Genomic DNA, 22,694 nt, shown 5'->3' with positions numbered 1-22,694 from the left:
CACCAACCACATAAGTGATTGGTGCCAAACAAATGATTAGGGATAAGCACCCCAACATTTGACAGAGAGCCAAAAAAAGACTATATAGAACAAGTCTATACAGTGTAATAATGGAGCGGGTGAAGGGAATCGAACCCTCGCAACCAGCTTGGAAGGCTGGGGCTCTACCATTGAGCTACACCCGCAAATAAAAATGGTCGGAGCAGCAGGATTCGAACCTGCGACCCCCTGGTCCCAAGCCAGGTGCGCTACCAAACTGCGCTATGCCCCGATATCATCGACATCTGCTATTATAGCAAATACGGTAGTTGATGTCAACCACAACTCTTACAGCTACCATGTTACTTTTAACATGTTCTGTAACGAAAATTATTATATCATTGCCATTATGGACTGGCAAGTGTTTTTTAGTATTTCATCAAAATTTTATAGTTTTTTCACACCTCTTCTTATAAATAAAGACTGCAGTGCCCTATTAAGGGCTCTGCAGTCTCATGGTAGAAAATCTTAATGGTAAACACAATTACGTTTAACATCTTATTTCATATATTTACTTAACTATTAATAACCTTCGTAAGTACCATCTTCTACAACTTTTGGTTGTTTAGCAATACCTTCTTTAACAGCAACTTCTGCTACAGCTTTCGCCACTGCAGGTGCTACACGAGGATCAAATACGGTAGGCATAATATTTTCTTCTGTTAATTCGCTATCTGGAATCAAAGATGCAATCGCATCAGCAGCAGCTAATTTCATAGCATCAGTAATTTGAGAGGCACGAACATCAATAGCACCGCGGAAAATGCCTGGGAATACAGCTACATTATTAATTTGGTTTGGCGCATCAGAACGACCAGTACCAGCAATGCGTACACCAGCTGCTTTCATATCTGCATAAGTAGCTTCTGGATTTGGGTTTGCCATAGCAAATACGATAGCATCATCAGCTAAATTCTCAAGAATATCTTTTGTGAAAGCACCTGCTGCAGATACGCCAAGAAGGATATCAGCACCTTTAGCATTTTCAGCTAAATCGCCATGTTTCTCTTCTAAATTAAGCATATCGATCAATTCTGCTTGTAAAGAATCAAGGCGTTTGTAATCTTTGTGCAATACGCCAGAAGATACAAGTACAGTAATGTTACGAGCACCTGCAAGGTATAACAAACGAGCGATATTAGCACCTGCTGCACCAGCTCCATTTACGACGATTTTAGCAGTAGCTAAATCCTTTTTCACCAAACGAAGAGCCCCTTTAACACCAGCTAAACAAGCGATAGCTGTGCCATGTTGATCATCATGGAATACAGGGATTTCCAATTCTTCTTTTAATCGGTTTTCGATGTCATAGCATTTAGGGCTGGAAATATCTTCTAAGTTAATGCCAGCAAAGTTTTTTTGCAACAATTTAACTGTGTTAATCAATGTATCTGCATCTTTTGTATCTACTACTAATGGAACGCAGTCTACATTGCCGAATTTTTTAAACAATAACGATTTACCTTCCATTACAGGTAATGCAGCAGCCGCGCCGATATCGCCTAAACCAAGTACACGAGTACCGTCAGATACTACCGCCACCATGTTAGAACGGCAAGTCAATTCGAATGATTCTGCTTCATTATCTTTAATACGAAGACATGGCTCAGCTACACCTGGTGTATACGCCACGGATAAGTCATGAGCGTCATTTAATTCATATTTAGTTCCTACAGTTAAGAAACCTTTTAATTCACGTTTTTTCTGTACTGCTTCTTCACGGATGTCCATTATTTTTTCTCCTTTTAGACAAACAGTCAATTATGTTGAATGGATATTAATAAATATCAACTATAATTTTATTATACAGAATCCAAAACTATAATTCAATAATTTTCGATATACCTAAACAAAAAAAAAAACCGATACCATAGAGTAGCATCGGTTCTTTCTATTACACTTTCACAGATGGCAAGTTACGGCCATAGAAAATTTCCATCATCTCTTGTTTTAATTGTTGCTTAATTTGTTTAACTTCTTTTTCACTTAATTCACTTTCAGTAATGCCGAATAAGTAATTGTCTAAATCAAATTCTTTAAGCATCATTTTGGTATGGAAAATATTTTCTTGATACACATTCACATCAATCATATTGTACAAATTACGTGTTTTCGCATTGATGTAATTCTGGATGGAGTTAATACGGTGATCCATATAGATTTTTTTACCCGATATATCGCGCGTAAAACCTCGTACATGATAATCCAATGTAAGGATATCGGAATCAAAATTATTAATTAAGTAGTTCAATGCATTTAACGGAGAAATTTCACCACATGTAGATACTTCAATGTCTGCTCGGAATGTGCTAACCCCTTTATCAGGATGGTATTCAGGATATGTATGGACCGTTAAATGAGATTTATCAAGGTGCATAACTACATCTTCTTTTTCAATTTCTTCTTCGGAAATCAAAATCGTTACAGACGCCCCTTGCGGATCATAGTCTTGTTTAGCAACGTTCAAAATATTGGCCCCAATAATATGGGATACTTCTGTTAAAATAGCAGTCAATCGATCTGCATTATATACATCATCAATATATTCAATATATTGGCGCTTTTCTTCTTCTGTACGGGTATAACAGACATCATAAATATTAAAACTTAACGTTTTCGTGAGATTATTAAATCCATATAATTTCATTTTTGGTTTCGCTTTAACCGGTGTTTCCATGTTACAACCCTTTCTATCTATCGATTTGCAGTTATACTAGAATGCAGCAAATCTCAACGTTCACACCTGAACTATAGCCCATAACAGTTATAGTATGTACTTACATTTGTATATCTTGTTTATAAACAAATTCTACGGAAAAGTCTCCTTCATCATACGTGACAATAGCAAAAGTGCCACCCGAATGATCGCGAGGCAATGCAATGCTACCGGGATTGACAAATAGAGCATCACCTTGACGATGCTCACCGTGGTAATGACTATGTCCAGCTACGATTAAGCGCGCCCCCATAGATTTGCCTATATGAAGTAATTCTTGTATTCGATTATAATATGATACCTCATGACCATGGGTCATGTAAATATATGTTTCTTCCAAAGGAATTAACTGTTCTCTCGGCTCCAAGGGCTGCACTCGGTCATTGTTCCCCCGCACCGCATAGACTGGCACATCCGTATGTGCCTGCATATAGCGAGCATCGTCACCAAGATCCCCAGCGTGGAGCCACATATGAATATCCGCATCAGCCGTAGCAGCCAATACAGTATCAATATCTTCTAAATAACCATGGGTATCACTAATAATACCAATTCGTTTCATATCTTTACCCAGATGACCCTATAACGACTATAATTGTTGCATCAGTTCTTCTAAAGCTTTCCCTCGGTGACTGATAGTTTCTTTTGCATCTACATCGAGTTCGGCCATCGTTTTTCCAAATTGAGGCACAAAGAAATATGGATCGTATCCAAATCCATGTTCCCCTTTTGGTTCATCTTGAATCAAGCCGTCGCAACGACCTTCGGCAGTCACGCTCTGCCCATCAGGATAGACTAAAGCTAGAGCGCATAGGTAGTGCGCACTGCGATTCTCTATGCCTTGCAACGCAGCAATAAGCTTGTCATTATTAGCTGTATCATCGCCATGGTCGCCAGCATAGCGTGCTGAATATACGCCTGGCGCACCATCTAAAGCATCTACGACGAGACCAGAATCATCGGCCAAGCAAGGAAAACCCGTTTGTTCACTGTAGTAGCGTGCTTTCAAAAGAGCATTCTCCATGAAAGTCGTCCCCGTTTCGTCCGGTTCCGGTGCGTCGCACAATTCTTTCACTGGCACACAGTCTATATGGCGGTGAGCCAAGGCTCGCTCAAACTCTTTAATTTTACCTTTATTCCCCGTAGCTAGTACGATACGTTCCATGACGTCCCCTCTATTGTTTACTTATTTACCTATTTTTCGAGCTATATCTGAAAGCGCTTCTTTTTGAATAGCCATCAATTCATCAGTAGCTTGCTCCGCTAAATCTAACAGCTCACTCAATTCTGCTCTCGTAAAGGTGCCATGTTCGCCAGTCCCTTGTACTTCTACGAGTGCCCCCGAGCCAGTACGAACTACATTCATATCGACGATAGCAGCACTGTCTTCTTCATAGCACAAATCCATCATAGGCCCTTCTGGACCAATACCAACAGAGATGGCAGCACAGAAATCTCGCACTGGGAATTTGCCATACCCACCAAAGATAGAGTCTACCGCATCCACCAAGGCTACAAAAGCACCTGTAATCGAAGCAGTCCGTGTACCACCATCGGCTTGAATTACATCGCAATCTATAGTAATCGTTCGTTCCCCTAGAGCCTCTAAATCGACAACTGCTCGTAAAGCACGTCCAATGAGGCGCTGAATTTCTACGGTTCGTCCCGTCTGTTTCCCTTTCGCCGCTTCTCGGGCAACCCTAGTTTGAGTCGATCGAGGTAGCAAGGAGTATTCCGCTGTTAACCAACCTTGCCCCGTTCCTTTTAACCACCGCGGCACATTATCTTCCACACTAGCCGTACAGATAACCTTTGTCTTCCCACATTCGATAAGAACAGAGCCTTCTGCATAGTCTGTAAAATGTCTCGTTATTGTTATGGGTCGCAATTGACCGTTCGTTCTATTATCAATGCGCATACAATCCCTCTTTTCTTAATACATAGGAACGCCCCTTCTCACAAGGGGCGTTATTAGTACTATTATATCATATTGTTACAAGACCGTTACAATTTGTCCCTCACCTAAAGGATCCACTATAACGTAGCGCTGACATCTACCTTCTTGTTGAATGCGATGCAACTCTTCGAAAGCCTCTTCTCTTGTACGTGTATTAGCCTGCCAAGGAATGAACATAGCATAAACTCGTTGCGACCCATAAGGGCCACCAGAACTTTCGGATTCTACACTATGCCACCCTACAGTATCAGGATAGAGACGCACTGTTTCGATGCGATGTTCGTGAATACCTGATTCGTCATAATATACAGAATACTCTTGTTTCCATCGTTCTCCAGCACCGACTAGTATATCTGCCGCCATAGCATGGCGCTGTTGCCATTGTTCTTTCCACTTTTCAATGAGTTCATCAATATACTGCGTCACATTAGTAGGTTGCTGAATAGGTTCATAATTCGGTTCCATGACGCGACTATAATCAAGACCGGCCATAGACAAGATAATCCCTGTATTGACATACGGCAATGCATCTTGCACGGCATAGCCCCCTTCAAGAACGGCTATATCGGCTTGCAGCAAATCGACGATCTGGGCGTAACCTTTAGCAGTGACTTTCATATTTGCTAAAGGGTCTGTAAAATGATTGTCTTGCCCTGCTGAATTGATGACAATCTCCGGCTGAAAGTCTTCTAAAATAGGAATTACCAGTTCACGCATAACCTTCAAAAGTCCTTCATCGCCTGTATTCGGTGGTAAAGGAATATTAATATTACTACCTATCGCTTGGGGTCCTCCAAATTCATCCATAAAACCCGTTCCTGGATACAAAGTTCGTCCATCTTGATGAAACGATATAAACAGCGTATCTGGATCATGATAAAACACATCTTGTGTACCATCTCCATGATGAACATCTGTATCTACAATGGCAATTCGTTTTACGCCATATTCTTTTCGCATATGGTGAGCCATGACAGCTTCAATATTGATAGTACAAAACCCACGAATACCATGTACCATGCGCATCGCATGGTGCCCTGGTGGCCGTACAAGGGCAAAGGCTCGGTCTACTTCCCCTTTTAATACTGCGTCAGCTGCAGCTATAGCACCTCCTGCTGATACGCGATGCGCATCAGTTACCCACGATTGTAAATCAGGTGCCCCTACGTGAACACCTTCGATTACATCCCAAGAAGCTACCATAGGATTATATTCTCGAATATTAGGCAAATCGAGTAATCCTTCTTCTACAATCTGGTCTCTCGTATATAATAAACGCTCCTGACGTTCTGGATGCGTAGGCGATATACTCCAATCAAAGGCAGGGAAAAATACGAGGCCTAATGTAGGATTGTCTATTTTACGATTCCACATAGTGTGTCACCCCCACTTGTAATTGAGCTCTTACAGTCATAATCCGTTCCTTTGATTGCCAGCCTTCAATGACCGGAAAATCTTCAACCCCAATAGTTTCTACATTAATCGTCTCTTCATCACTACCCAAACCGGCTGTCAAAGCGGCATCTCTTAACAATTGATGGGCTTTAGCTTCTACCTCTTCTATACGGCGCAATGAACAGCCACGTTCTTCTAAGCCTAATTCTGGCACTACTAATAAACGGCGCTTCGTATCGACGCGAAGGGTGATTTCTATGGTTTGTTTAGCTACAGCCGCACCGATAGCATTTGTCACAGCTGCACTAGGCGGTACAACGACAGGTACATGTAAAGCCTCTTCTATAAAAGTAGCTAAACTGTAAGCACTCCCCCCAACAAGAAGGATCCGTTCTACCACAAAGCGCCGCTCCTGGACAATATCATCTACAACATAAATGGCCTTCTTATTTTCCAAGTCAACCACATCTTCTATACCCTTTCGAATCGTTGCTAAAGCGACTTGCACCACTTCTTTCGCCAAAACCTCTACTGACATAGTCGGATTGAGTTTTTTCATCCCTGCTACAGCCTGCTCGTAAGAACCGTAATGAGCGTGCCCTAAGACGATAAGAGCATCACCTAATGTAGGCTCATCGCCACCAAGCGCCATCGATGGTCCTACTCGTTCAGGACCTACCTGTATAACACCATCCACATAGCGCACAACAGATTCGCCGCCAATACCGATAGAGGTAACTGCAAAAGATCGAACCGCACTAGGATACTGACGAATGTACACGCCGTCGCGCATCATCAGCGGTTGCCCATCCACCCAAAGAGAGATATCTGTAGTGGTTCCACCAATATCGAGAGCTACTATATGGCCTTTTTCCATACGATGCGAAGCATATAAACCTAATACGGTCGCCGCAGGGCCCGTGAATATAGTCTCTACAGGTTTTTCCAAAGCTAGCTTTATGGGCAAGGAACCTCCATCGGCTTTCAAAATATAGAGTGGTGCCTCAATCCCCATCGCTTGGAGAGCTCCTACTACGACCACCTTGAACATTTCTAATACAGAAGCTACAGCGCTGTTAAAATAAGCACTTACCGTGCGGCGCGGAAAATTGAGAGCGCCGCTTAACATACTACCACAAGAAACCTGAGAATAGTGCTCTGCTAATGCGTTACCTATTCGCAATTCTTCCAAAGGATTTCGATTGCCAAATTTTACAGATACCGCCGCCTTATGAGCCCGCTTTTTTGGCATAGCTTCGACTAAATTCGCCATCTTATACGATTCTACGACCATTCCACGGTGATCTGTATAGCCGGACAGGAAAATAGGAACTACCGGAAATAGATGGTCTACATTCATTCCGGGGCCTGTCACAATATATAAATCGACATCATCTTCTTTGCCTTCTACAATGGTATTCGTTACGACTGTTGTGGACAGCGTAACCCGTTCAATACACTGCACATCAATATCCGTCGTTACATCGCGCAATACCTCTTCGATGGAGACTAGTAAATTATCCTTCGTACTGCGTCGTTTCGCCCACTTCACAACCTGTGTACCGTCAATAATGACCGCATCTGTGAAAGTACCCCCTACATCGATACCTAGTAACATAATGCCCTCCCCTCGTCTAATTTTGAGTATATTTACAAGCCTTTACTCACATAAAAAAATCCACTACACATATAGAAAAGAGCTGCCGAAGCAGCTCTTTATATTTATTTTGCTGCCGAAACGGAAGCGTAGTTTTTAATAATAACGATTGGTGTCATTTGGCTATCATTACCAAATGGATTATCGATCAATAATTGAGCAATTTTTTTTGCATCAATACCGCGGCTTGTGCCAAGAATGGCAGAGCGTTTCAAATCATTTACATCTGCTACAACAGCTCCATAGCAGCCAGTGCGTGTCACGATTTTCTCAGCCACTTGATCTGAATTTTTAGGACCATGCACAATATGCTTATCAAATGGAGGCATTGTGCCTGTTACATCGTCTGCCAAGGAAGCAGCGCGGGCAATAGCGTAAAATACGCCAGGCTTGCGGAATACCTTAGCGATCGCACCTAATATAAAGGCGCCTAATACTTTCCATTTGCCATCGATTTCCATAGCCGCTTGCATACCGTAAATCGAACTCATGGATCCATCTGGATGGATAAAGCGATTAATCAAGCGCGCTTGCCAAGATGGATTTAATTCTTCTGGACGCGTAAATTGACCTTGCGTAATAGCCACAACAGATTCTGCTACGCAAACGATGTCTTCAGGACCAATATTGTGTCCACCAAATTCGACGATAGCATCAACGATGTCATCATTATCCGTAAGAATACGTGTTGGTACACAGACTAATTCTAATTCTGCCATTGTCATGCCTCCTTAATGGCCTAAAGCCAATTCCACTTCTTCTGGTTGTAAACGAATGCGAGCTTTATCGATGTGCCAATCTTCACGACCTACTACTTGGTATAGAACATCGATGTTCATATATGGGAAACCTTTAATATCTTCTCGAATATTGCCACTTTTCCCAATGAGCTTTACATATACGCGAATGGTACCACCTTTTTTAGGCTTAATAATGATGGCTTCAAAATAATTATCATGACGAGGACGATCGAGGTCCATGGCCCACGTTTCAACTTTCACCTTGTCAAATTGCTCTTCTGGTAATAAATGGCGTGGAAATAAATCCATAATCGTACCATTTTGACGCCCTTTGTTTACAAAAGGAATATCGCAAAATAAAGTAACAGAATCAAAGCTCATATCAGCGACTTGGAAGGCTGTTTTACGTTTTGGCAACAATACAACTTCTTCGTTACCTTGTTTTAAAACGAATAAACGAAATAATAAATATAGTACCGCTATTATCACAGCAATGGCGATCAATACATTTAAGGCATTATATAACCACATAGGTATTCTCCTTTATAGTGTAATAGATTGAATAGAAAACTCATGAGGTTCCATAAATTGCAACCCCAATGTGTTACCTAGGGATGTATCTTTTGTAAAGTATAACGTAATATGACGCTCTTCTGTATCAGTGCGATAGAGTCCGTTATTTTCCAGTGTTCTTTTTACAAGATCACTAGTTTCATAAGCAGGATCAATGTACCTAATTTGATGCCCCGACAAAGACTGTAATAGGTCTGTTACAAATGGGAAATGAGTACAACCTAATACGACCACTTCAATATGTCGATCCAATAAAGGTGTTAAATACTCTTTCGCTACCCTTTCTACGGGCTCATCCTGGAGATGCCCTTCTTCGATAAGACCTGCCAATTCAGGACAGGGTTGTTCCCACACAAAGACTTCATGATCTATTTCTAAAGCTACATGTTTATGAATATGGCTATTCACAGTCGCTACGGTAGCCATAATACCGATAGTTTTATTCTTACTTTCAGCGATAGCCGTTTTAACACCTTGGGACACGCCAATAACAGGGACATTAACACGGCTCCGCACTTCGTCAAGAGCCACCACAGTAAAGGTATTACAAGCAATAACCATCAATTTAACAGGCACAGATTCTAAAAATTCTGCAATATGACAGGCAATATCTGTGATTTCTTCCACTGGTCTATTGCCAACAGGGTTGTTTCTATTATCCCCTACATACACAAAGTTCTCATGAGGAAATTGTTCTTTTAATACTTTTAATACCGACAAACCGCCAATACCAGAGTCGAAAACGCCGATTGGCAAATTTCGTTTATCTTCACTCGTCATGGTCCATCACCTCAACTGCAGCGACAATAGGTTGATAAAATTTGTCCTCTAATCGTACAATCTTTCCTGTCAATTGGCTCATAAACGCATTTTTTGTTTCCCCTGTGGCCAATAAAGCACCATCACTGGCACGGCGCATGCGATAGCGGAACACCATTTGAGCCCGTGTCATTTTCACTAAATAGGTCTCGATGTGCAACACATCGTCAAATCGTGCAGGTTCTTTATAATCACAAGATACGTTCATAATGGGAAACACAATATCTTCATCCATCATAGCCCCTAATGTGACCCCTAAGTGGCGTAAATATTCAATGCGTGCCATTTCAAACCAACGGAAATGATTGCTATGATGAGCAATACCCATCATATCCGTTTCATAAAAACGAACATTAATACTAGCTATATACATAATCTATCCTTTTCTATACAATTCAAATTTTATTGTATATCTATTACTACAAAGGTGTCAAACAAAGACAGGCAGTTCAATCACGGATAATGATTAAACTGCCTGTATGTACAGCTATATATGATTCTTAGTGTCCAAAAGGAAATAATTTCTTCGCATTTTCTTCGTGCTCCGTCTTAATATAACGGTTTGCCACTTTGAAAGCTAACCCTAACACGGCTACATCGTCGAGCCATCCCAAGGCAGCCACTGCATCAGGTACGACGTCAGCAGGAAGGATTAAATATCCTAAGGCACCGGCTATAACAGCCTTTACATATTTTGGTGTATCTGAATCTCGCAAACACAAGAATAAGACAACCCCTCGTTGTACAAAGGCAAGTTTTTTTCCATATCGCGTTGCAAACGCAAGGAACCGAGATTCACTGAAATATTTTCCATATTTAAGAATTTTTAAAGGATTCATAGTAAAACCTACTCATTATTTACGGAAATCATCGATTTTTGCTTTTGTTGTTTCCTTTACTGTTTCCACTGTTTGGGTAGCAGTTGCTTTCGCTGTTTCTACTGCATGTGCAGCAGTAGTTTTCGCTTTTTCTACTGCTTCTGCAGCGCTGATTTTAGCATTTTCTACAGCCATTTGCGTCGTTGCTTTTGCTACTTCAACGCCCCCTTTGGCTAATTCTTTAGCTGTGTCTAAAGTATCTTTAGCAGCATCGATTTTTTCCTTTGTCACTTCTGACACTTTTGCTACTACTTCTGCAGCGTTGTCATGAAGCACATATTTTGTTTCATTATTCCATTTATCTACAACAGGCACTACTTTTTTAGCATACATAGCTTCTAATTGCTCTTTTGCAAGACCTGTTTCATTAGCAATACCAGCCCACACATCGCGTTGCGATTCTGTGAAAGGAATACTCGCCGCTGTATCGCGAATGATTTCACCAGCTAAGGCTTTACCATTCTCTAAGAATTCTTCCAACATCGGTTTGTAACGCTCAATATCGGATGGCATACCATCTTGAATCCAAATGTGAGCCACTTTACCAATGGCATAAGTTAAGCCGATAGCTACCGGTACGCGGACAGCTTTTACAGGAATCAACAAGGATACAGCAGCCGTCGTAAGAGCTGTACTTAAGCCACCTACTAAGCCTACAATAGTACCTGTTTTTAATTCTACATCATAGAGATGAGCAATGCGAGTTACCATGTACGTAGCATTGGCACATAATGCGATATTACTGAATTTAGGGCTCAAAGCCAACGCTGCAGCACGGCCAGCACCCCAAAAGATAAATTGGTCTACTTGATAGAGTATATCTTTGCTACCATCGCTAAGTGGTTCTAGCACTACGCCATTATATTCAGCCATAATCGTTCTCCTTTTCTATCACTTGTATTTCACTTGTTCGTGTACTATCTATTAGTATTATTATACCATTTATGTTCAATAATTAAAATAAAAATAGACCTTTCCCCTTCTATTTTTCTTGTCCCCCTATCGCATAAGCTATGGATGCTTACCAACTCGTAAGTCCCCCATCGATAGTCCAGGCAGCACCAGTTACGAAGGATGCTTTCGAGCTAATGAGAAAGGCGATGACTTCACCGATCTCTTCCGGCTGCCCAATGCGCCCCAACGGGTAATGTTGCCCCATTTCTTCTTTCGCTTCTGCTGCATTCTGCCTAGATTGCGCAATTTGTTTATCTACTAAAGACGTATCCACATCGCCAGGACATACACAATTAACCCGCACTCCATGAGGCGCCATCTCTAAGGATAGGGATTTCGTAAAGCTTACTACGGCGCCTTTAGACGCGCCGTACACGGAACAAGCTACATTCCCTTGTAAACCTGCATCGCTAGACACAGTGACAATACTGCCTTTCGTTTTTCTCAAATACGGCAAGGCCGCTTGACACAAAAACACAGTGCCTTTTACATTAGTTCCAAACATTTCATCGAATGCCGCTTCTGTTACATGGGCTAACAATTCTTCTTCATAATAACCAGCTGCTGTAACGAGCGCTGAAATGCCGCCAAAGAGCGCTACTGTTTCATTAACGATTCGTTCACATTCGGACACAATAGATACATCGCCTTTAATATATCGTACTTTCGAAGAATAGCGGCGCAATTTCATTTTCGCCTTTTCCCCTTCTTTTTCGTTCCGCCCATTGATAACGACACACCAACCTTCTTTGAGTAGCAATTTGGCAGTAGCAAAGCCAATGCCTGATGTGCCACCACTGATTAAGGCCACCGGTACATCTTGTTTATGAGGCATACTTACACCTCCTATAGAGTAGAAATATAATCGAATACTAATTTAATAAGCATAACGGTGGTTACGGAAATAAATACGACGCGCACCAAAGAAGAGCCTTTGGCAATAGCCAGTCTAGACCCCATATAGGCGCCGATCATTTGTCCCACACCAGCAGAGAAGCCGTAAAGAATATTGACCTGCCCTAAGTATATAAACACTAGTAAAGACGCCAAATTACTCGTAAAGTTTAGCACTTTTGCATTAGCCGAAGCGTGGAGAAAATCGAACCCTGTAAAAATGAATGCCATAATGAGGAATGTCCCCGTACCTGGCCCAATAAATCCGTCATATACACCGATACAAAACGAGAAGGCCATACAAATATAAAGACCTTTCCCTAAAACTTGAGACACTCGATTCACTTCGCCCCAATCTTTTTTTAAAACTACAAACAAAATCACACTAATGAGGAGCCCAATGATGATAGGCTTCACATAGAGAGGAGGCATAGATACGACAGCAACGGTCCCCAATATGGCACCTATAAAGGTAAAAGGTAATAGTTGTTTCACCAATTCCATGTCAACCATGCCATTTCTAAAAAAGGTAATAGCCGCACTACCAGCGCCAAAAATGCTAGATAGTTTATTACTCCCTAAAGCCATACTGGGCGGCAAATTAGTTAGTAACATGGCAGGCACAGACACGAGGCCACCACCACCTACAATAGAATCGACAAAACCTGCAAATCCCCCTGCTATAGCTAATAGCAGTAAGATCAATATATCACTAGGTATTCCTAGGATGGATGAAATCCATTCCATAATACACCTCCCAAGGTGATTTCCTCATTTATATATCTACTGTAATAGTATCACTTACGATAGATATTATTCAAGAATATTTAGAAATATACAAAACCGCTAGGCTTACGCAATGCTGAGAATTCTACAAAACAGTAGATAATCAACTATTACTAGCCTAGCGGTTCTATATGTATTGTCTTTGATAGACCGTTATGATTTAACCTTCTAGAGGTTATGATTGTGGTGTATTAGCACATTAGCAGTTCTTTTGTTCTAAGCGGTTTAACATCAAATTGTAACCATCTGCACCGTATACAAGGCTTCGCTTTACACGACTAATCGTAGCTGTACTAGCCCCTGTATCTTCGACGATACGCTCATAGCTTTCACCAGCACGTAGCATTTTCGCTACCTGTAACCGTTGCGCCAACGCCTTCAATTCATTGACAGTACAAATATCTTCAAAAAATGCATAACACTCTTCAATGGATTCTAAATGCAATATGGCTTCAAAGAGTTCATCGTTTTGAGGGCTTCTCAATTTTTCATTGATACTCATAGACCCTCCTATTTCTTATTAACCGACTTGGATAAAGCATCGCCAGCCATTTGGATGAGTTGAACCATGACAATCAAAATAATAATTGTAGCCAACATGATATCCCCTTGGAAACGTTGGTAACCATAGCGAATAGCAATATCACCGAGACCCCCGCCACCGATGGCACCAGCCATAGCAGAATAGCCAATAAGGTTTACGATGAGCACCGTTACATTGTCGATAATCGTTGGCAAGGCTTCTGGCAACAATACTTTACGGATAATTTGGAATGGCGTAGCCCCCATGGATTGAGCCGCTTCAATAACGCCAAATTGAATGTCTTTTATAGATGTTTCTACAAGGCGTGCTAAGAATGGAATCGCTGCCAATGTTAAGGGCACGCAAGCCGCTGTAGTACCAATCGATGTGCCTACCACCATACGAGTAAATGGGATAATGGCAACCATCAAAATGATAAATGGAATGGAGCGCGTCGCATTGATAATAGCGCCTAACACTTTATTAAGAGCTACATTTTCCAAAATATGACCTTTGGATGTAACCACCAAAATAACACCTAATGGAATACCAATAATCATAGCCATCACTGTAGAAATCACAGTCATTTGCAATGTGTCTAAGGTGCCGGTTAAGAGTAGTTTAATGATTTGCTCTGACATAACCGATCACCTCGCTTTCGATAGGTAGTGTTTTGATGTAGTCTAAGCCTTCTTGCGCTTTCATAGGGTCCCCGTTCAAAATAATAATAAGGCGACCAACGCTAGTATTTTGAATATAATCAATACCACCAAATAAAATACTTACGTCTAAGTTAAAGCGGCGAACCAATCCGGCTACAACTGGTTCATCTGCGACTTGACCAGTAAATTTCAAACGCACCAATGGCGCTGTACCTGCAATCCAGTCCTGGTGAAGTTCAAAATGTTCTAATGCTTCTGGTGGTAAATTGTCGCTCACTACGGAACTGATAAATTCCTTCGTCGTATGTTCTTTCGGGTTAGTAAATACTTCTACAGTACTACCTTCTTCGAGAATGATACCCCCTTCGATAACAGCTACGCGGTCACAAATTTCGCGAATAACTTGCATCTCGTGAGTAATGAGGACAATAGTAAGGCCCATTTTTTCGTTAATATCTTTCAACAATTGCAAAATAGACTTCGTCGTTTGCGGATCGAGAGCCGATGTGGCTTCGTCGCAAAGCAATACTTTCGGATTCGATGCTAAAGCACGGGCAATGCCAACCCGTTGTTTTTGCCCGCCTGATAGTTGGGAAGGGTAATTATTAACGCGGTCCGTTAAGCCTACAATATCTAAAATAGGCATAATACGCTCTTTAATTTCGCTTTTGCTCAACCCTTGCAACTCCAATGGGAAGGCTACATTATCGTATACCGTACGGGAAGAGAGCAAATTAAAATGTTGGAAAATCATGCCAATATCTTTGCGTGCTTTCCGCAAATCGTTGGCACTCAATTTCGTTAAATCTACACCGTCTACAATAACAGAACCCGATGTAGGTGCTTCTAACATGTTGATGCAGCGAATCAGTGTAGATTTACCTGCCCCAGATTGACCAATAATGCCATAAATCTCACCTTTTTTAATGGTCAGATTAATATCTTTCAAGGCTTCTACACGATTAGCATTTTCGTAAACTTTGCTAATGTGTTCTAATGTAATCAAAATAATCCCTTTCTCTGTGAAAGCGTAATGATAAGTAATGAAGGCGTTTCTAACATAAGCGATAAATGGGGTAGATTATACTCCCCATACGCCTATTATGCCAATCCTTCTTCCATAAGTTTTTCTAACCCTTCTCGTAAGCGCAATGTAATAACTCCTGGTGTACCACCAGATACGGCGTCTTTATCGAGCTTAATAATAGGAATGACACCACCAATCGTATCGGTAAAGAATAGTTCATCTGCATTTTTCACAAATTCACTATCGAATTCTTTTTCAATTAACGTAATTCCCAAGGATGGCGCAATACGAGTTATAATCATTTGTCGCGTAATGCCCTTCAAAATGCGATGATCTGCTGGATGGGTATATAAAATACCATCTTTCACAGCAAATACATTAGACGTGGCCCCTTCGGTACAAATGTCATCGCGGAATAAAATAGCCGTATAGGCAAATTTTTTCTCCGCTTTCGTTTGGGCTAAAATATTAGGAATTAAATTCGTCGTCTTAATATCTACGTGGCCCCAACGCTCATCAGGCAAGGAGATAGCTTTCACCCCTTCGCCTAATTTAGCGACCTCTTCCATATCAAGAGTGCGAATAGACATAAGCATTTGCGGTTCTAATTTAGACCGATCGTAGGCATGCCGACGAGGCGCTACACCACGGGAAATTTGTACATAAATATACCCGTCTTTAATTTCACTTTGTTCAATTAATATTTCATGTAATTCCATTAAATCATCAGGCGTCATTTTGACAGGAATATCCATTTCACGCATAGACCGATACAATCGATCTTGATGATAGGATAAAGCAAAACAACGACCATTTACGACGCGCACTACTTCATAAACAGCGTCGCCAAATAAATAGCCTCGGTCATCAATACTAATAACCTTTGCTCCGGGCTCAACAAATTCTCCATTAAAATATGTTAATTCTTTCATAAGAGCACCTCATTTCTGTGTCGTTACTCTAACGTCTGTATGTATTATAACACAGTTGATTTTAAATTTTCACACTTTACTTTGTGAAAGTTTAAAGAAAACAAAAATCCCCTATCCGTAGATGAAAACCATCGACGGATAGGGGATTATACTCATATGCCTATTAGTTACCTAATATATATTTCCGAATGTCTACCGGTAATTGTTGTAAAGCTAGCGTTGTCAAATAGGACAAGCCTACGGCCATCACATAGAGGGCCACCACATGCACTACGGTGTAGAGCAAATTAAACTTTGCCATAATGCCCGTCATAATGAGGAGCCAGAGAGGATGTACTAAATAGATGCCATAAGAGGTATCACCGATTTGTTCCCAGAAAGCTTCCATCGTGTTATTAAGCGGCATAACTTGGAACAAGAAGAGTCCAAACAATGTACCAAAAGCCGTATAGAAGACACCCATTGGACTCATTTGATGGACTGTGTAAATTGCTTCTAGCACCGTATAGTGCCATACGTCCATCACATAATAGTACGCCCCCACCATAGTTAAGGCAGATAGTACAGCACAGACCGCTAAGGCATAGCGATAGCGCCACATCAGTTCTTTCACTATTTCATATCGTTCGGCTACAACGGCACCAAAGAGGAAAATCCAAACATAGTGAATGACCCAATAATTCAACCGCATATCTACTAGATATTTTAAAGCTGTCCAATCATCTAAATGCTGCATCGCCCAAGCGCCGATGCGGTAAGAAGATACAAAGTCGATGCCCAACTGCACCACAAAGAGCCCTATTAACCAAGGTACGGGGGCTTTCAAAATCATGCGAACCAGGGCCCGCCATAGCGGCATCATCACATAAAACCAAAGCAAGATTACCATAAAGTATAAGTGATACATGCTCGTACCAAAAAGCAAATTCAAGGCCAAGGGCAATGGGTAAAGATTACCAAAGTCGTGAGCCGTCGCTCCGGTGTAGACCAAATAGAAGATAGACCACGCCACATAAGGACAGAGCACGACTTGGATACGCCGTTTCATAAACTCTTTATAGCTAAAGGGATCGTCTACCGATGTATGGTAAAACAGTCCAAATGCAGAGAGGAAGAAAAATGCAGGCACTGCAAAGCGGGACAAAATTTCTAACACGCTAATGAGCTGCAAATTCACAAAGGGATTGAGCAATGCGTAAGAACCTACATGAATGCCAATGACACCGAGCATACAAAGGCCTCTCATATAGGTAATTTCAGGCAAAAATGGACGTTTCATAGACACCTTAGTTCGGCACAGTTGCCGGTGTAGGAACTAGACGAGGACCGTCAGACGTCGTAGCTGGTTGTGTCACAACGGGCGGTACTTGTGGTGCACTTATTTGTGGCTTAGCTACTGACGCTTGTGGTGCTGACATTGCTGGTTTTGCTTCTGTCGCCTCAGTAGTAGCTACTGATTTGCCGGCTGCTTTCGCTGCCGCTTCTGCTTTCGCACGCGCTTCTGCTTCCGCTTTAGCTTTTGCTTCTGCTTCGCGTTGTAAACGGATTTCTTTTTGCAATGGTACCACTGGTTTGTCGTAAACTACGATATCTGTTTCAAACAAACGCCCCCATGGGAATGTAGCTTTTACAGTACGCGGATTGATTTTCAAATACGTTTCTGCGAAATCTTGGATGCGCTCTTGCAAATATTCTTCTAATTTCGTATTCAATTCGCCAGAATAGCGAACATTATCAGTGCGAATGGAATCTTGCATGCGATAAATATCTTTCCGAATATTTGCTTGGTAAGCCCAGTTGTCCAAGTATTGTTGTGTCAACATATCTTTATGCCCTTCTGGAGACATAGAGCGCAACAACAAACCTTGCGCGATGGCAAAACCAACTGTGTTACTTGCTGTGTTCCAACCATTGTAAGCACCTACTTTATAGAGTATGTCTCGTTTATAGAGAGCTCCTAACAATGTATTATCAGAACCATTGTTGTACGCAATATCTGCAATACTTACAGTAATACCTTGATTGATAGCTTCATCGATGCGATCTACGAACGCATTAGTCGCATTGGATGCCATTGGAAAGTTCGCAAAAGCTTCTGATTCACCAGTACTCGTAGATAATGGTGTATTAACAGCTAATAGCACTGTTGGTTTACCTTGCGTAATCAAGCTACCTCCCACGGCTTCCACGTGCTCTGCAATCGTTTTATCTATCGTTTGGTCTTCATAACCTGGCAATGTTTTGCCGCCTCCGCCAAGTGGATAAATGATGGAGAACGTTGGTTTTTCTGCGCTTTCATCAGTACGGGAACGAGCCATCAACAATAAACCTAATTGGTCAGCCCCTGGAAAACTGCCATATTGAGTTTTTGGAATGTCTTTAGAATGACGGTTCAAATACCGACCTTCCAAAGCGGATTGAGATAATTGAGATGTATCGTCATGGCCTAAAGCGAAATAAGCAAATACGCCTTTTCTCGTTTCATCAATAAGGGCCTTATTGATTTTCATATTCTTTTGACGGCGATCAAACCAATCTTGTAAATATTCTATAGGCACAGAAGCTTGTAAACTTAACAATGTTTTTGTTTCTTCTTCTGTCAATGTGCCCGCATCCATTTTGTCTTGCAATGCAGCAATTTGAAAGATAGTTGGACCATAGTCAGCATAATACGTCGGCTCAGTGCCACCTCCGCTTGCTCGTGGAGAACGCATAACAGTGCCGAAACCATAGATGCGAGTTTGTTTATGATTTGCTTTTAACGCTTCAATACGCTTCAAGCGATTTTCCAAAGTACTAACAGGTAAATTGTGTTTACGAGAATCGACAAGACCACCGTATATCAACGTATCTGTACTCAACACCATAACGTCAGCACGGCTGGCATTTTGCTCAACCCAATTCCAAATTTGGTCAGCTTGTCCAGTATAGTTTTTACCAGAAATCAAATGTTGTGGTGGCGTCAATACAGTCATACCTGCTGCCTCTGCAGTGTCTACAGTATATTGCAAACTAACAGGGCGATCATCTTGCGGTACATACAATACTGTTTCCGCATCAACTTGGATGGATGTACTAGTAGCGATGGCCGTTGCCATAAGAGCTACTTTCAACCATTTCTTACACATAAAACAAACTCCTTCTTAACGATCTTATGCAAGTACCCTCATCAATCCTATGAGGGCGTAAAATACCAATAGTATAATTATATCACTTACCATATATTTGGCAAATCTATTGTATCAAATGATTCATGAACCATAGGTGACAACTTTTAAAGGTATCCATCATCATCGAACCTTTGGCAAACTCCAATTGTATTTAATAGCGAGCAATCGAATGATGAGAACCACTGTGAAAGCCACATAATTGGCGCCTACCGCCGCATCATTAATGGCCAGTACATAATAGACGATGCCTCCAATAATGCTAGGTAACGCATATACATCTTCTCGCAGTACAGATGGAATAATACGAGCTAGCAAATCTCGAATAATGCCTCCTCCGACTGCCGTGATAGTACCAAGGAGGACAATAAATATAGGCAAGTCAGGATGCATAGCATACCCCACAGCGGCCCCCGTTACAGTAAAGGAAGCTAAGCCCAATGCATCGGCCAATAAGTAGACAGCTCGGCTGCGTGGGCCCATAACATGGCGATGATAGCGACTACTGTAGGTAACAAAGACGATGGCTGCGACAGCCAATACAACGGCTACGTAGACGATGTGCCGCAATGAATTCGGTGGTAAATAACCGAGCAATACATCCCGTACAATACCGCCCCCAATAGCTGTAGCCAAAGCCAATACGGCGATACCAAAAACATCCATTTTTCTAGACACCCCAACGAGAGCCCCTGACACAGCAAAGGCGACGGTGCCGATCATGTCAAAACTATACCATAAAATATCCATACATGCCCCTATTGATAGATTTATAATAATCTAGATGACGAACAACTACACCTGTGATAGACTTTATATAAGTTATTATACATGAGAGGTAGACTATGACAAAAGACCTTTGTACATTGAATGAACAGGGCCGAGACGAATATTTTATGACGGAAGCCCTGAAAGAAGGAAAAAAAGCATATGCCCTCGGGGAAATCCCAATCGGTGCCATTCTCGTCCACAACGGGGAAATCATTTCGCGCCACCACAATCGCCGCGAATTAGACCAGGACGCTACGGCTCATGCAGAGGTTCTCGTCATTCGAGAAGCCTGCGATTTGCTCAAGCGCTGGCGGTTGACTGGATGCACCCTGTATGTTACGATAGAGCCGTGTCCAATGTGCGCAGGAGCCATTATTAACAGCCGTATTGATCGAGTTGTATATGGTGCCAGCGATTACAAAGGAGGCGCTGTAGAATCTTTATTCAATGTATTATCCCATCCAGGACTTAATCATGAACCACAATTGCAAGCAGGCATCCTCGCTGATGAATGCGCCCAATTGATGAAAGATTTCTTCAAAGAGCGCCGTAAATCACGGAGGAGTACCCAAGAGGCTGAAGGGTCCGCACTCGAAATGCGGTAGGTCGGGCAACCGGCGCGGGGGTTCAAATCCCTCCTCCTCTGCCATTTTTCTTTGTGGATTTCTAAGGCGTTCTATGAACCAGTGAGAACAAGAAATGCAGATATTATCTATATTCTTATTGTTCCTAGCAGTTCTACAACATTCAATATAAACAACATTCTTGCCCCTTTTCTGTCCCCTTTTTAGGGTCTCGGAAATCTCGGGTATCAATCTCATATAATCACCTCTAACCCCTGTCAGTAAGGCTATTGACGGGGGTTTTTCATATACTCACAATCACCCTTATCCGCATCATAGTTTGCCCCTTTTTAGGGTGTCGGAAATGTCGGAATACATAATGCATACATTATGATTGCATTATGTCTACATGATTACCTATGACTATATAAGAATAATATAGACTATCTTTTTATGCCCCTATCCGCTATACTATAAGTAAGGTATATCACCTAATCTATATAAAGGGGGTCATACTATGAATACTAATATACCTATTGAACAAAAGTATATAGATGTATTGCGTTCTAATGGTGTTACAAATCCTATTGAACATCTAAAAAGTGTAATTGATGAATACATAGAAGATATAGAACTTGCTAAAATCGCCGATAAAGCATATTTAGAACATTTAGAAAACCCTAATACAGTAAATTGGGACGATATAAAACATGAATTTGGCGTATAAAGTACAGTTAGAGAAAAAAGCACTTAAGCAATTACGCAAACTAGATGCAATAAATCAACGTAATATCTCTTCATTTATTAATACACACCTACAGGGTACATATACACCACGGCAACACGGTAAAGCCCTCACAGGTCAATTAAAAGGCTTTTGGCGGTATCGTGTCGGTGATTATCGTATTATTTGCGATATAAAAGATGATGAACTAATTATTTTGGCCATCACGATTGCACACAGAAGAGAAGTATATAAATAGACTGCTATAAGCGGTCTATTTTTTATGTAAAAAAAACTTCAACATTTTTCAACAAATAAAAAGGCTATGAGTAACCATAGCCAAAAGAAAAAAGCACTAGGGCGGTAACCCTAATGCATTTATTCACACAGGCAATGAAAGCCCCTTAGAATCTAATAAATGCATCAATTCGCCTATATGTTGATAGTTCCATCCTTTAAATGGTTCATATCGCACAAAGTACTTTATAAAATACTTTGATGCGGTAGAGGATAGCCCCAAGCTACACAAAAAGTATCATATTCCATTTGCTTATTAATGCACTGCAAGCCCTGTTCTTGTATCTCCTCGGAACGGGCTATTATATCAGATAGGTCTTTTTTAGTATTAGTATCTACCTTTATTGCTCCGTATTGTACTACACCTACACTTCTATGTTTGATTTCTTCTTGTTCCTGTATTAGCTTTTCTAATCGCTCGGCATTATTACGCCATATCTTAAGCCGTCGACGTATTTCAAACCGCTCTATACTTTCCCCCTCTTGTCTGACCAAATTCAAAGCCCTATCACGTTGTATCTTTGGCTTTTCTGCCTTAGCCTGTTGCGGTTCCTCCTGTTTCCTCTCATACGCCATATACTCCCGATACTCTCTATAATTCACAAATAGCCTCCTTACAC

Annotated in this window: 26 protein-coding genes and 3 tRNA genes; 4 read left to right on the top strand and 25 right to left on the bottom strand. The window is 41.4% G+C overall.

Translation table 11 applies throughout. The annotated features are described in order from the left end of the window. Nucleotides 1–111: 111 nt before the first annotated feature. The 24 genes from NFR29_RS06180 to NFR29_RS06065 all read right to left on the bottom strand — a co-directional run bounded on the left by NFR29_RS06180 (nt 112) and on the right by NFR29_RS06065 (nt 20,469). A tRNA-Gly gene (locus NFR29_RS06180) sits at nt 112–185 on the bottom strand. A 9-nt stretch (nt 186–194) separates the two neighbouring features. Further along, nucleotides 195–271 (bottom strand) — tRNA-Pro (locus tag NFR29_RS06175). Between the two features lie 290 nt (nt 272–561). After that, nucleotides 562–1,770, bottom strand: coding sequence for an NAD(P)-dependent malic enzyme (locus NFR29_RS06170; protein WP_251424577.1), 1,209 nt, complete (start codon nt 1,768–1,770; stop codon nt 562–564). Nucleotides 1,771–1,933: 163 nt separating this feature from the next. After that, nucleotides 1,934–2,716, bottom strand: coding sequence for an adenosylmethionine decarboxylase (speD, locus tag NFR29_RS06165; RefSeq protein WP_251424575.1), 783 nt, complete (start codon nt 2,714–2,716; stop codon nt 1,934–1,936). 100 nt (nt 2,717–2,816) lie between these two features. Beyond that, nucleotides 2,817–3,317, bottom strand: a complete 501-nt coding sequence (locus NFR29_RS06160) for a metallophosphoesterase family protein (RefSeq protein ID WP_251424573.1) — start codon at nt 3,315–3,317, stop codon at nt 2,817–2,819. A gap of 27 nt (nt 3,318–3,344) precedes the next feature. Beyond that, entirely contained in the window at nt 3,345–3,920 is a 576-nt protein-coding gene (locus NFR29_RS06155) for an XTP/dITP diphosphatase (protein ID WP_251424570.1), read from the bottom strand. A 21-nt stretch (nt 3,921–3,941) separates the two neighbouring features. Further along, complete coding sequence (gene rph / locus NFR29_RS06150) at nt 3,942–4,673, bottom strand: ribonuclease PH (RefSeq protein ID WP_251424568.1); 732 nt, start codon at nt 4,671–4,673, stop codon at nt 3,942–3,944. Between the two features lie 75 nt (nt 4,674–4,748). Next, nucleotides 4,749–6,086 carry a histone deacetylase family protein gene (locus tag NFR29_RS06145; RefSeq protein WP_251424566.1) on the bottom strand — a complete coding sequence of 446 codons (1,338 nt, stop codon included), beginning with the start codon at nt 6,084–6,086 and terminating at the stop codon, nt 4,749–4,751. Then, entirely contained in the window at nt 6,073–7,725 is a 1,653-nt protein-coding gene (locus NFR29_RS06140; RefSeq protein ID WP_251424564.1) for a hydantoinase/oxoprolinase family protein, read from the bottom strand. Before NFR29_RS06140 ends, NFR29_RS06145 begins: the two co-directional genes overlap by 14 nt. 104 nt (nt 7,726–7,829) lie before the next feature. Beyond that, nucleotides 7,830–8,483: a coenzyme F420-0:L-glutamate ligase gene (locus tag NFR29_RS06135; protein ID WP_251424561.1), complete on the bottom strand. Its 654-nt coding sequence runs from the start codon at nt 8,481–8,483 to the stop codon at nt 7,830–7,832. 12 nt (nt 8,484–8,495) lie between these two features. Beyond that, the gene (locus NFR29_RS06130) at nt 8,496–9,035 is read right to left on the bottom strand and encodes a hypothetical protein (RefSeq protein WP_251424560.1); all 540 of its coding nucleotides are present in this window, start codon (nt 9,033–9,035) and stop codon (nt 8,496–8,498) included. Nucleotides 9,036–9,047: 12 nt separating this feature from the next. Further along, complete coding sequence (gene murI / locus NFR29_RS06125; protein WP_251424558.1) at nt 9,048–9,857, bottom strand: glutamate racemase; 810 nt, start codon at nt 9,855–9,857, stop codon at nt 9,048–9,050. Continuing rightward, nucleotides 9,847–10,269 (bottom strand): acyl-CoA thioesterase, encoded by a 423-nt coding sequence (locus tag NFR29_RS06120; RefSeq protein WP_251424556.1) that lies wholly within the window; start codon nt 10,267–10,269, stop codon nt 9,847–9,849. Before NFR29_RS06120 ends, murI begins: the two co-directional genes overlap by 11 nt. Nucleotides 10,270–10,396: 127 nt before the next feature. Beyond that, nucleotides 10,397–10,735, bottom strand: a complete 339-nt coding sequence (locus NFR29_RS06115) for a YkvA family protein (RefSeq protein ID WP_251424554.1) — start codon at nt 10,733–10,735, stop codon at nt 10,397–10,399. Between the two features lie 15 nt (nt 10,736–10,750). Further along, nucleotides 10,751–11,647: a hypothetical protein gene (locus tag NFR29_RS06110; protein WP_251424552.1), complete on the bottom strand. Its 897-nt coding sequence runs from the start codon at nt 11,645–11,647 to the stop codon at nt 10,751–10,753. Between the two features lie 148 nt (nt 11,648–11,795). Beyond that, nucleotides 11,796–12,563: an SDR family NAD(P)-dependent oxidoreductase gene (locus tag NFR29_RS06105; protein ID WP_251424549.1), complete on the bottom strand. Its 768-nt coding sequence runs from the start codon at nt 12,561–12,563 to the stop codon at nt 11,796–11,798. An 11-nt stretch (nt 12,564–12,574) separates the two neighbouring features. After that, nucleotides 12,575–13,369: a TSUP family transporter gene (locus tag NFR29_RS06100; RefSeq protein ID WP_251424547.1), complete on the bottom strand. Its 795-nt coding sequence runs from the start codon at nt 13,367–13,369 to the stop codon at nt 12,575–12,577. Between the two features lie 238 nt (nt 13,370–13,607). Further along, the gene (locus NFR29_RS06095; protein WP_251424545.1) at nt 13,608–13,910 is read right to left on the bottom strand and encodes a YerC/YecD family TrpR-related protein; all 303 of its coding nucleotides are present in this window, start codon (nt 13,908–13,910) and stop codon (nt 13,608–13,610) included. Nucleotides 13,911–13,918: 8 nt separating this feature from the next. After that, a complete protein-coding gene (locus NFR29_RS06090; RefSeq protein WP_251424543.1) occupies nt 13,919–14,572 on the bottom strand; it encodes a methionine ABC transporter permease in 654 nt (217 codons plus the stop codon). After that, nucleotides 14,553–15,599: a methionine ABC transporter ATP-binding protein gene (locus NFR29_RS06085; RefSeq protein WP_251424541.1), complete on the bottom strand. Its 1,047-nt coding sequence runs from the start codon at nt 15,597–15,599 to the stop codon at nt 14,553–14,555. Before NFR29_RS06085 ends, NFR29_RS06090 begins: the two co-directional genes overlap by 20 nt. A 95-nt stretch (nt 15,600–15,694) precedes the next feature. Then, entirely contained in the window at nt 15,695–16,552 is an 858-nt protein-coding gene (locus NFR29_RS06080; protein ID WP_251424539.1) for an aminotransferase class IV, read from the bottom strand. Nucleotides 16,553–16,715: 163 nt separating this feature from the next. After that, nucleotides 16,716–17,831, bottom strand: coding sequence for an acyltransferase (locus tag NFR29_RS06075; protein WP_251424537.1), 1,116 nt, complete (start codon nt 17,829–17,831; stop codon nt 16,716–16,718). Nucleotides 17,832–17,838: 7 nt separating this feature from the next. After that, a complete protein-coding gene (locus tag NFR29_RS06070; RefSeq protein ID WP_251424535.1) occupies nt 17,839–19,680 on the bottom strand; it encodes a DUF4127 family protein in 1,842 nt (613 codons plus the stop codon). Nucleotides 19,681–19,842: 162 nt separating this feature from the next. Beyond that, on the bottom strand, nt 19,843–20,469 hold the full coding sequence (locus NFR29_RS06065) for a trimeric intracellular cation channel family protein (protein ID WP_251424533.1): 627 nt from the start codon (nt 20,467–20,469) through the stop codon (nt 19,843–19,845). Between the two features lie 95 nt (nt 20,470–20,564). On the opposite strand from NFR29_RS06065, the gene tadA reads away from it, so the two are divergent. The 4 genes from tadA (at nt 20,565) to NFR29_RS06045 (ending at nt 22,036) form a co-directional block, all read left to right on the top strand. Then, entirely contained in the window at nt 20,565–21,095 is a 531-nt protein-coding gene (gene tadA / locus NFR29_RS06060; RefSeq protein ID WP_251424579.1) for a tRNA adenosine(34) deaminase TadA, read from the top strand. Further along, nucleotides 21,049–21,139, top strand: a tRNA-Ser gene (locus NFR29_RS06055). Before tadA ends, NFR29_RS06055 begins: the two co-directional genes overlap by 47 nt. Before the next feature lie 431 nt (nt 21,140–21,570). Beyond that, complete coding sequence (locus NFR29_RS06050; RefSeq protein ID WP_251424531.1) at nt 21,571–21,780, top strand: hypothetical protein; 210 nt, start codon at nt 21,571–21,573, stop codon at nt 21,778–21,780. After that, complete coding sequence (locus NFR29_RS06045) at nt 21,764–22,036, top strand: type II toxin-antitoxin system RelE family toxin (RefSeq protein ID WP_251424529.1); 273 nt, start codon at nt 21,764–21,766, stop codon at nt 22,034–22,036. The genes NFR29_RS06050 and NFR29_RS06045 overlap by 17 nt, the downstream gene beginning before the upstream one ends. Before the next feature lie 224 nt (nt 22,037–22,260). On the opposite strand, the gene NFR29_RS06040 is transcribed toward NFR29_RS06045, so the two are convergent. Then, the gene (locus NFR29_RS06040) at nt 22,261–22,677 is read right to left on the bottom strand and encodes a hypothetical protein (RefSeq protein WP_251424527.1); all 417 of its coding nucleotides are present in this window, start codon (nt 22,675–22,677) and stop codon (nt 22,261–22,263) included. Nucleotides 22,678–22,694 lie beyond the last annotated feature (17 nt).

The sequence above is a fragment of the Veillonella agrestimuris genome (assembly GCF_943193065.1).
In the GTDB taxonomy this organism is placed as follows: Bacteria; Bacillota; Negativicutes; order Veillonellales; family Veillonellaceae; genus Veillonella; species Veillonella agrestimuris.
The sequence above is the reverse complement of the archived record's forward strand: the minus strand, read 5'-3'. Positions and strand labels throughout refer to the sequence as shown.

Excerpts from the sequence above, each read along its gene's own strand:
- speD (WP_251424575.1), bottom strand. The coding sequence starts at position 2,716 with ATGGAAACACCGGTTAAAGCGAAACCAAAAATGAAATTATATGGATTT.
- NFR29_RS06115 (WP_251424554.1), bottom strand. The coding sequence starts at position 10,735 with ATGAATCCTTTAAAAATTCTTAAATATGGAAAATATTTCAGTGAATCT.
- NFR29_RS06080 (WP_251424539.1), bottom strand. The coding sequence starts at position 16,552 with ATGAAAGAATTAACATATTTTAATGGAGAATTTGTTGAGCCCGGAGCA.
- NFR29_RS06145 (WP_251424566.1), bottom strand. The coding sequence starts at position 6,086 with ATGTGGAATCGTAAAATAGACAATCCTACATTAGGCCTCGTATTTTTC.
- NFR29_RS06140 (WP_251424564.1), bottom strand. The coding sequence starts at position 7,725 with ATGTTACTAGGTATCGATGTAGGGGGTACTTTCACAGATGCGGTCATT.
- NFR29_RS06045 (WP_251424529.1), top strand. The coding sequence starts at position 21,764 with ATGAATTTGGCGTATAAAGTACAGTTAGAGAAAAAAGCACTTAAGCAA.
- NFR29_RS06130 (WP_251424560.1), bottom strand. The coding sequence starts at position 9,035 with ATGTGGTTATATAATGCCTTAAATGTATTGATCGCCATTGCTGTGATA.
- NFR29_RS06050 (WP_251424531.1), top strand. The coding sequence starts at position 21,571 with ATGAATACTAATATACCTATTGAACAAAAGTATATAGATGTATTGCGT.
- NFR29_RS06135 (WP_251424561.1), bottom strand. The coding sequence starts at position 8,483 with ATGGCAGAATTAGAATTAGTCTGTGTACCAACACGTATTCTTACGGAT.
- murI (WP_251424558.1), bottom strand. The coding sequence starts at position 9,857 with ATGACGAGTGAAGATAAACGAAATTTGCCAATCGGCGTTTTCGACTCT.
- rph (WP_251424568.1), bottom strand. The coding sequence starts at position 4,673 with ATGCGCATTGATAATAGAACGAACGGTCAATTGCGACCCATAACAATA.
- NFR29_RS06100 (WP_251424547.1), bottom strand. The coding sequence starts at position 13,369 with ATGGAATGGATTTCATCCATCCTAGGAATACCTAGTGATATATTGATC.
- NFR29_RS06075 (WP_251424537.1), bottom strand. The coding sequence starts at position 17,831 with ATGAAACGTCCATTTTTGCCTGAAATTACCTATATGAGAGGCCTTTGT.
- NFR29_RS06155 (WP_251424570.1), bottom strand. The coding sequence starts at position 3,920 with ATGGAACGTATCGTACTAGCTACGGGGAATAAAGGTAAAATTAAAGAG.
- NFR29_RS06110 (WP_251424552.1), bottom strand. The coding sequence starts at position 11,647 with ATGGCTGAATATAATGGCGTAGTGCTAGAACCACTTAGCGATGGTAGC.
- NFR29_RS06170 (WP_251424577.1), bottom strand. The coding sequence starts at position 1,770 with ATGGACATCCGTGAAGAAGCAGTACAGAAAAAACGTGAATTAAAAGGT.
- tadA (WP_251424579.1), top strand. The coding sequence starts at position 20,565 with ATGACAAAAGACCTTTGTACATTGAATGAACAGGGCCGAGACGAATAT.
- NFR29_RS06120 (WP_251424556.1), bottom strand. The coding sequence starts at position 10,269 with ATGTATATAGCTAGTATTAATGTTCGTTTTTATGAAACGGATATGATG.
- NFR29_RS06160 (WP_251424573.1), bottom strand. The coding sequence starts at position 3,317 with ATGAAACGAATTGGTATTATTAGTGATACCCATGGTTATTTAGAAGAT.
- NFR29_RS06105 (WP_251424549.1), bottom strand. The coding sequence starts at position 12,563 with ATGCCTCATAAACAAGATGTACCGGTGGCCTTAATCAGTGGTGGCACA.
- NFR29_RS06095 (WP_251424545.1), bottom strand. The coding sequence starts at position 13,910 with ATGAGTATCAATGAAAAATTGAGAAGCCCTCAAAACGATGAACTCTTT.
- NFR29_RS06090 (WP_251424543.1), bottom strand. The coding sequence starts at position 14,572 with ATGTCAGAGCAAATCATTAAACTACTCTTAACCGGCACCTTAGACACA.
- NFR29_RS06070 (WP_251424535.1), bottom strand. The coding sequence starts at position 19,680 with ATGTGTAAGAAATGGTTGAAAGTAGCTCTTATGGCAACGGCCATCGCT.
- NFR29_RS06065 (WP_251424533.1), bottom strand. The coding sequence starts at position 20,469 with ATGGATATTTTATGGTATAGTTTTGACATGATCGGCACCGTCGCCTTT.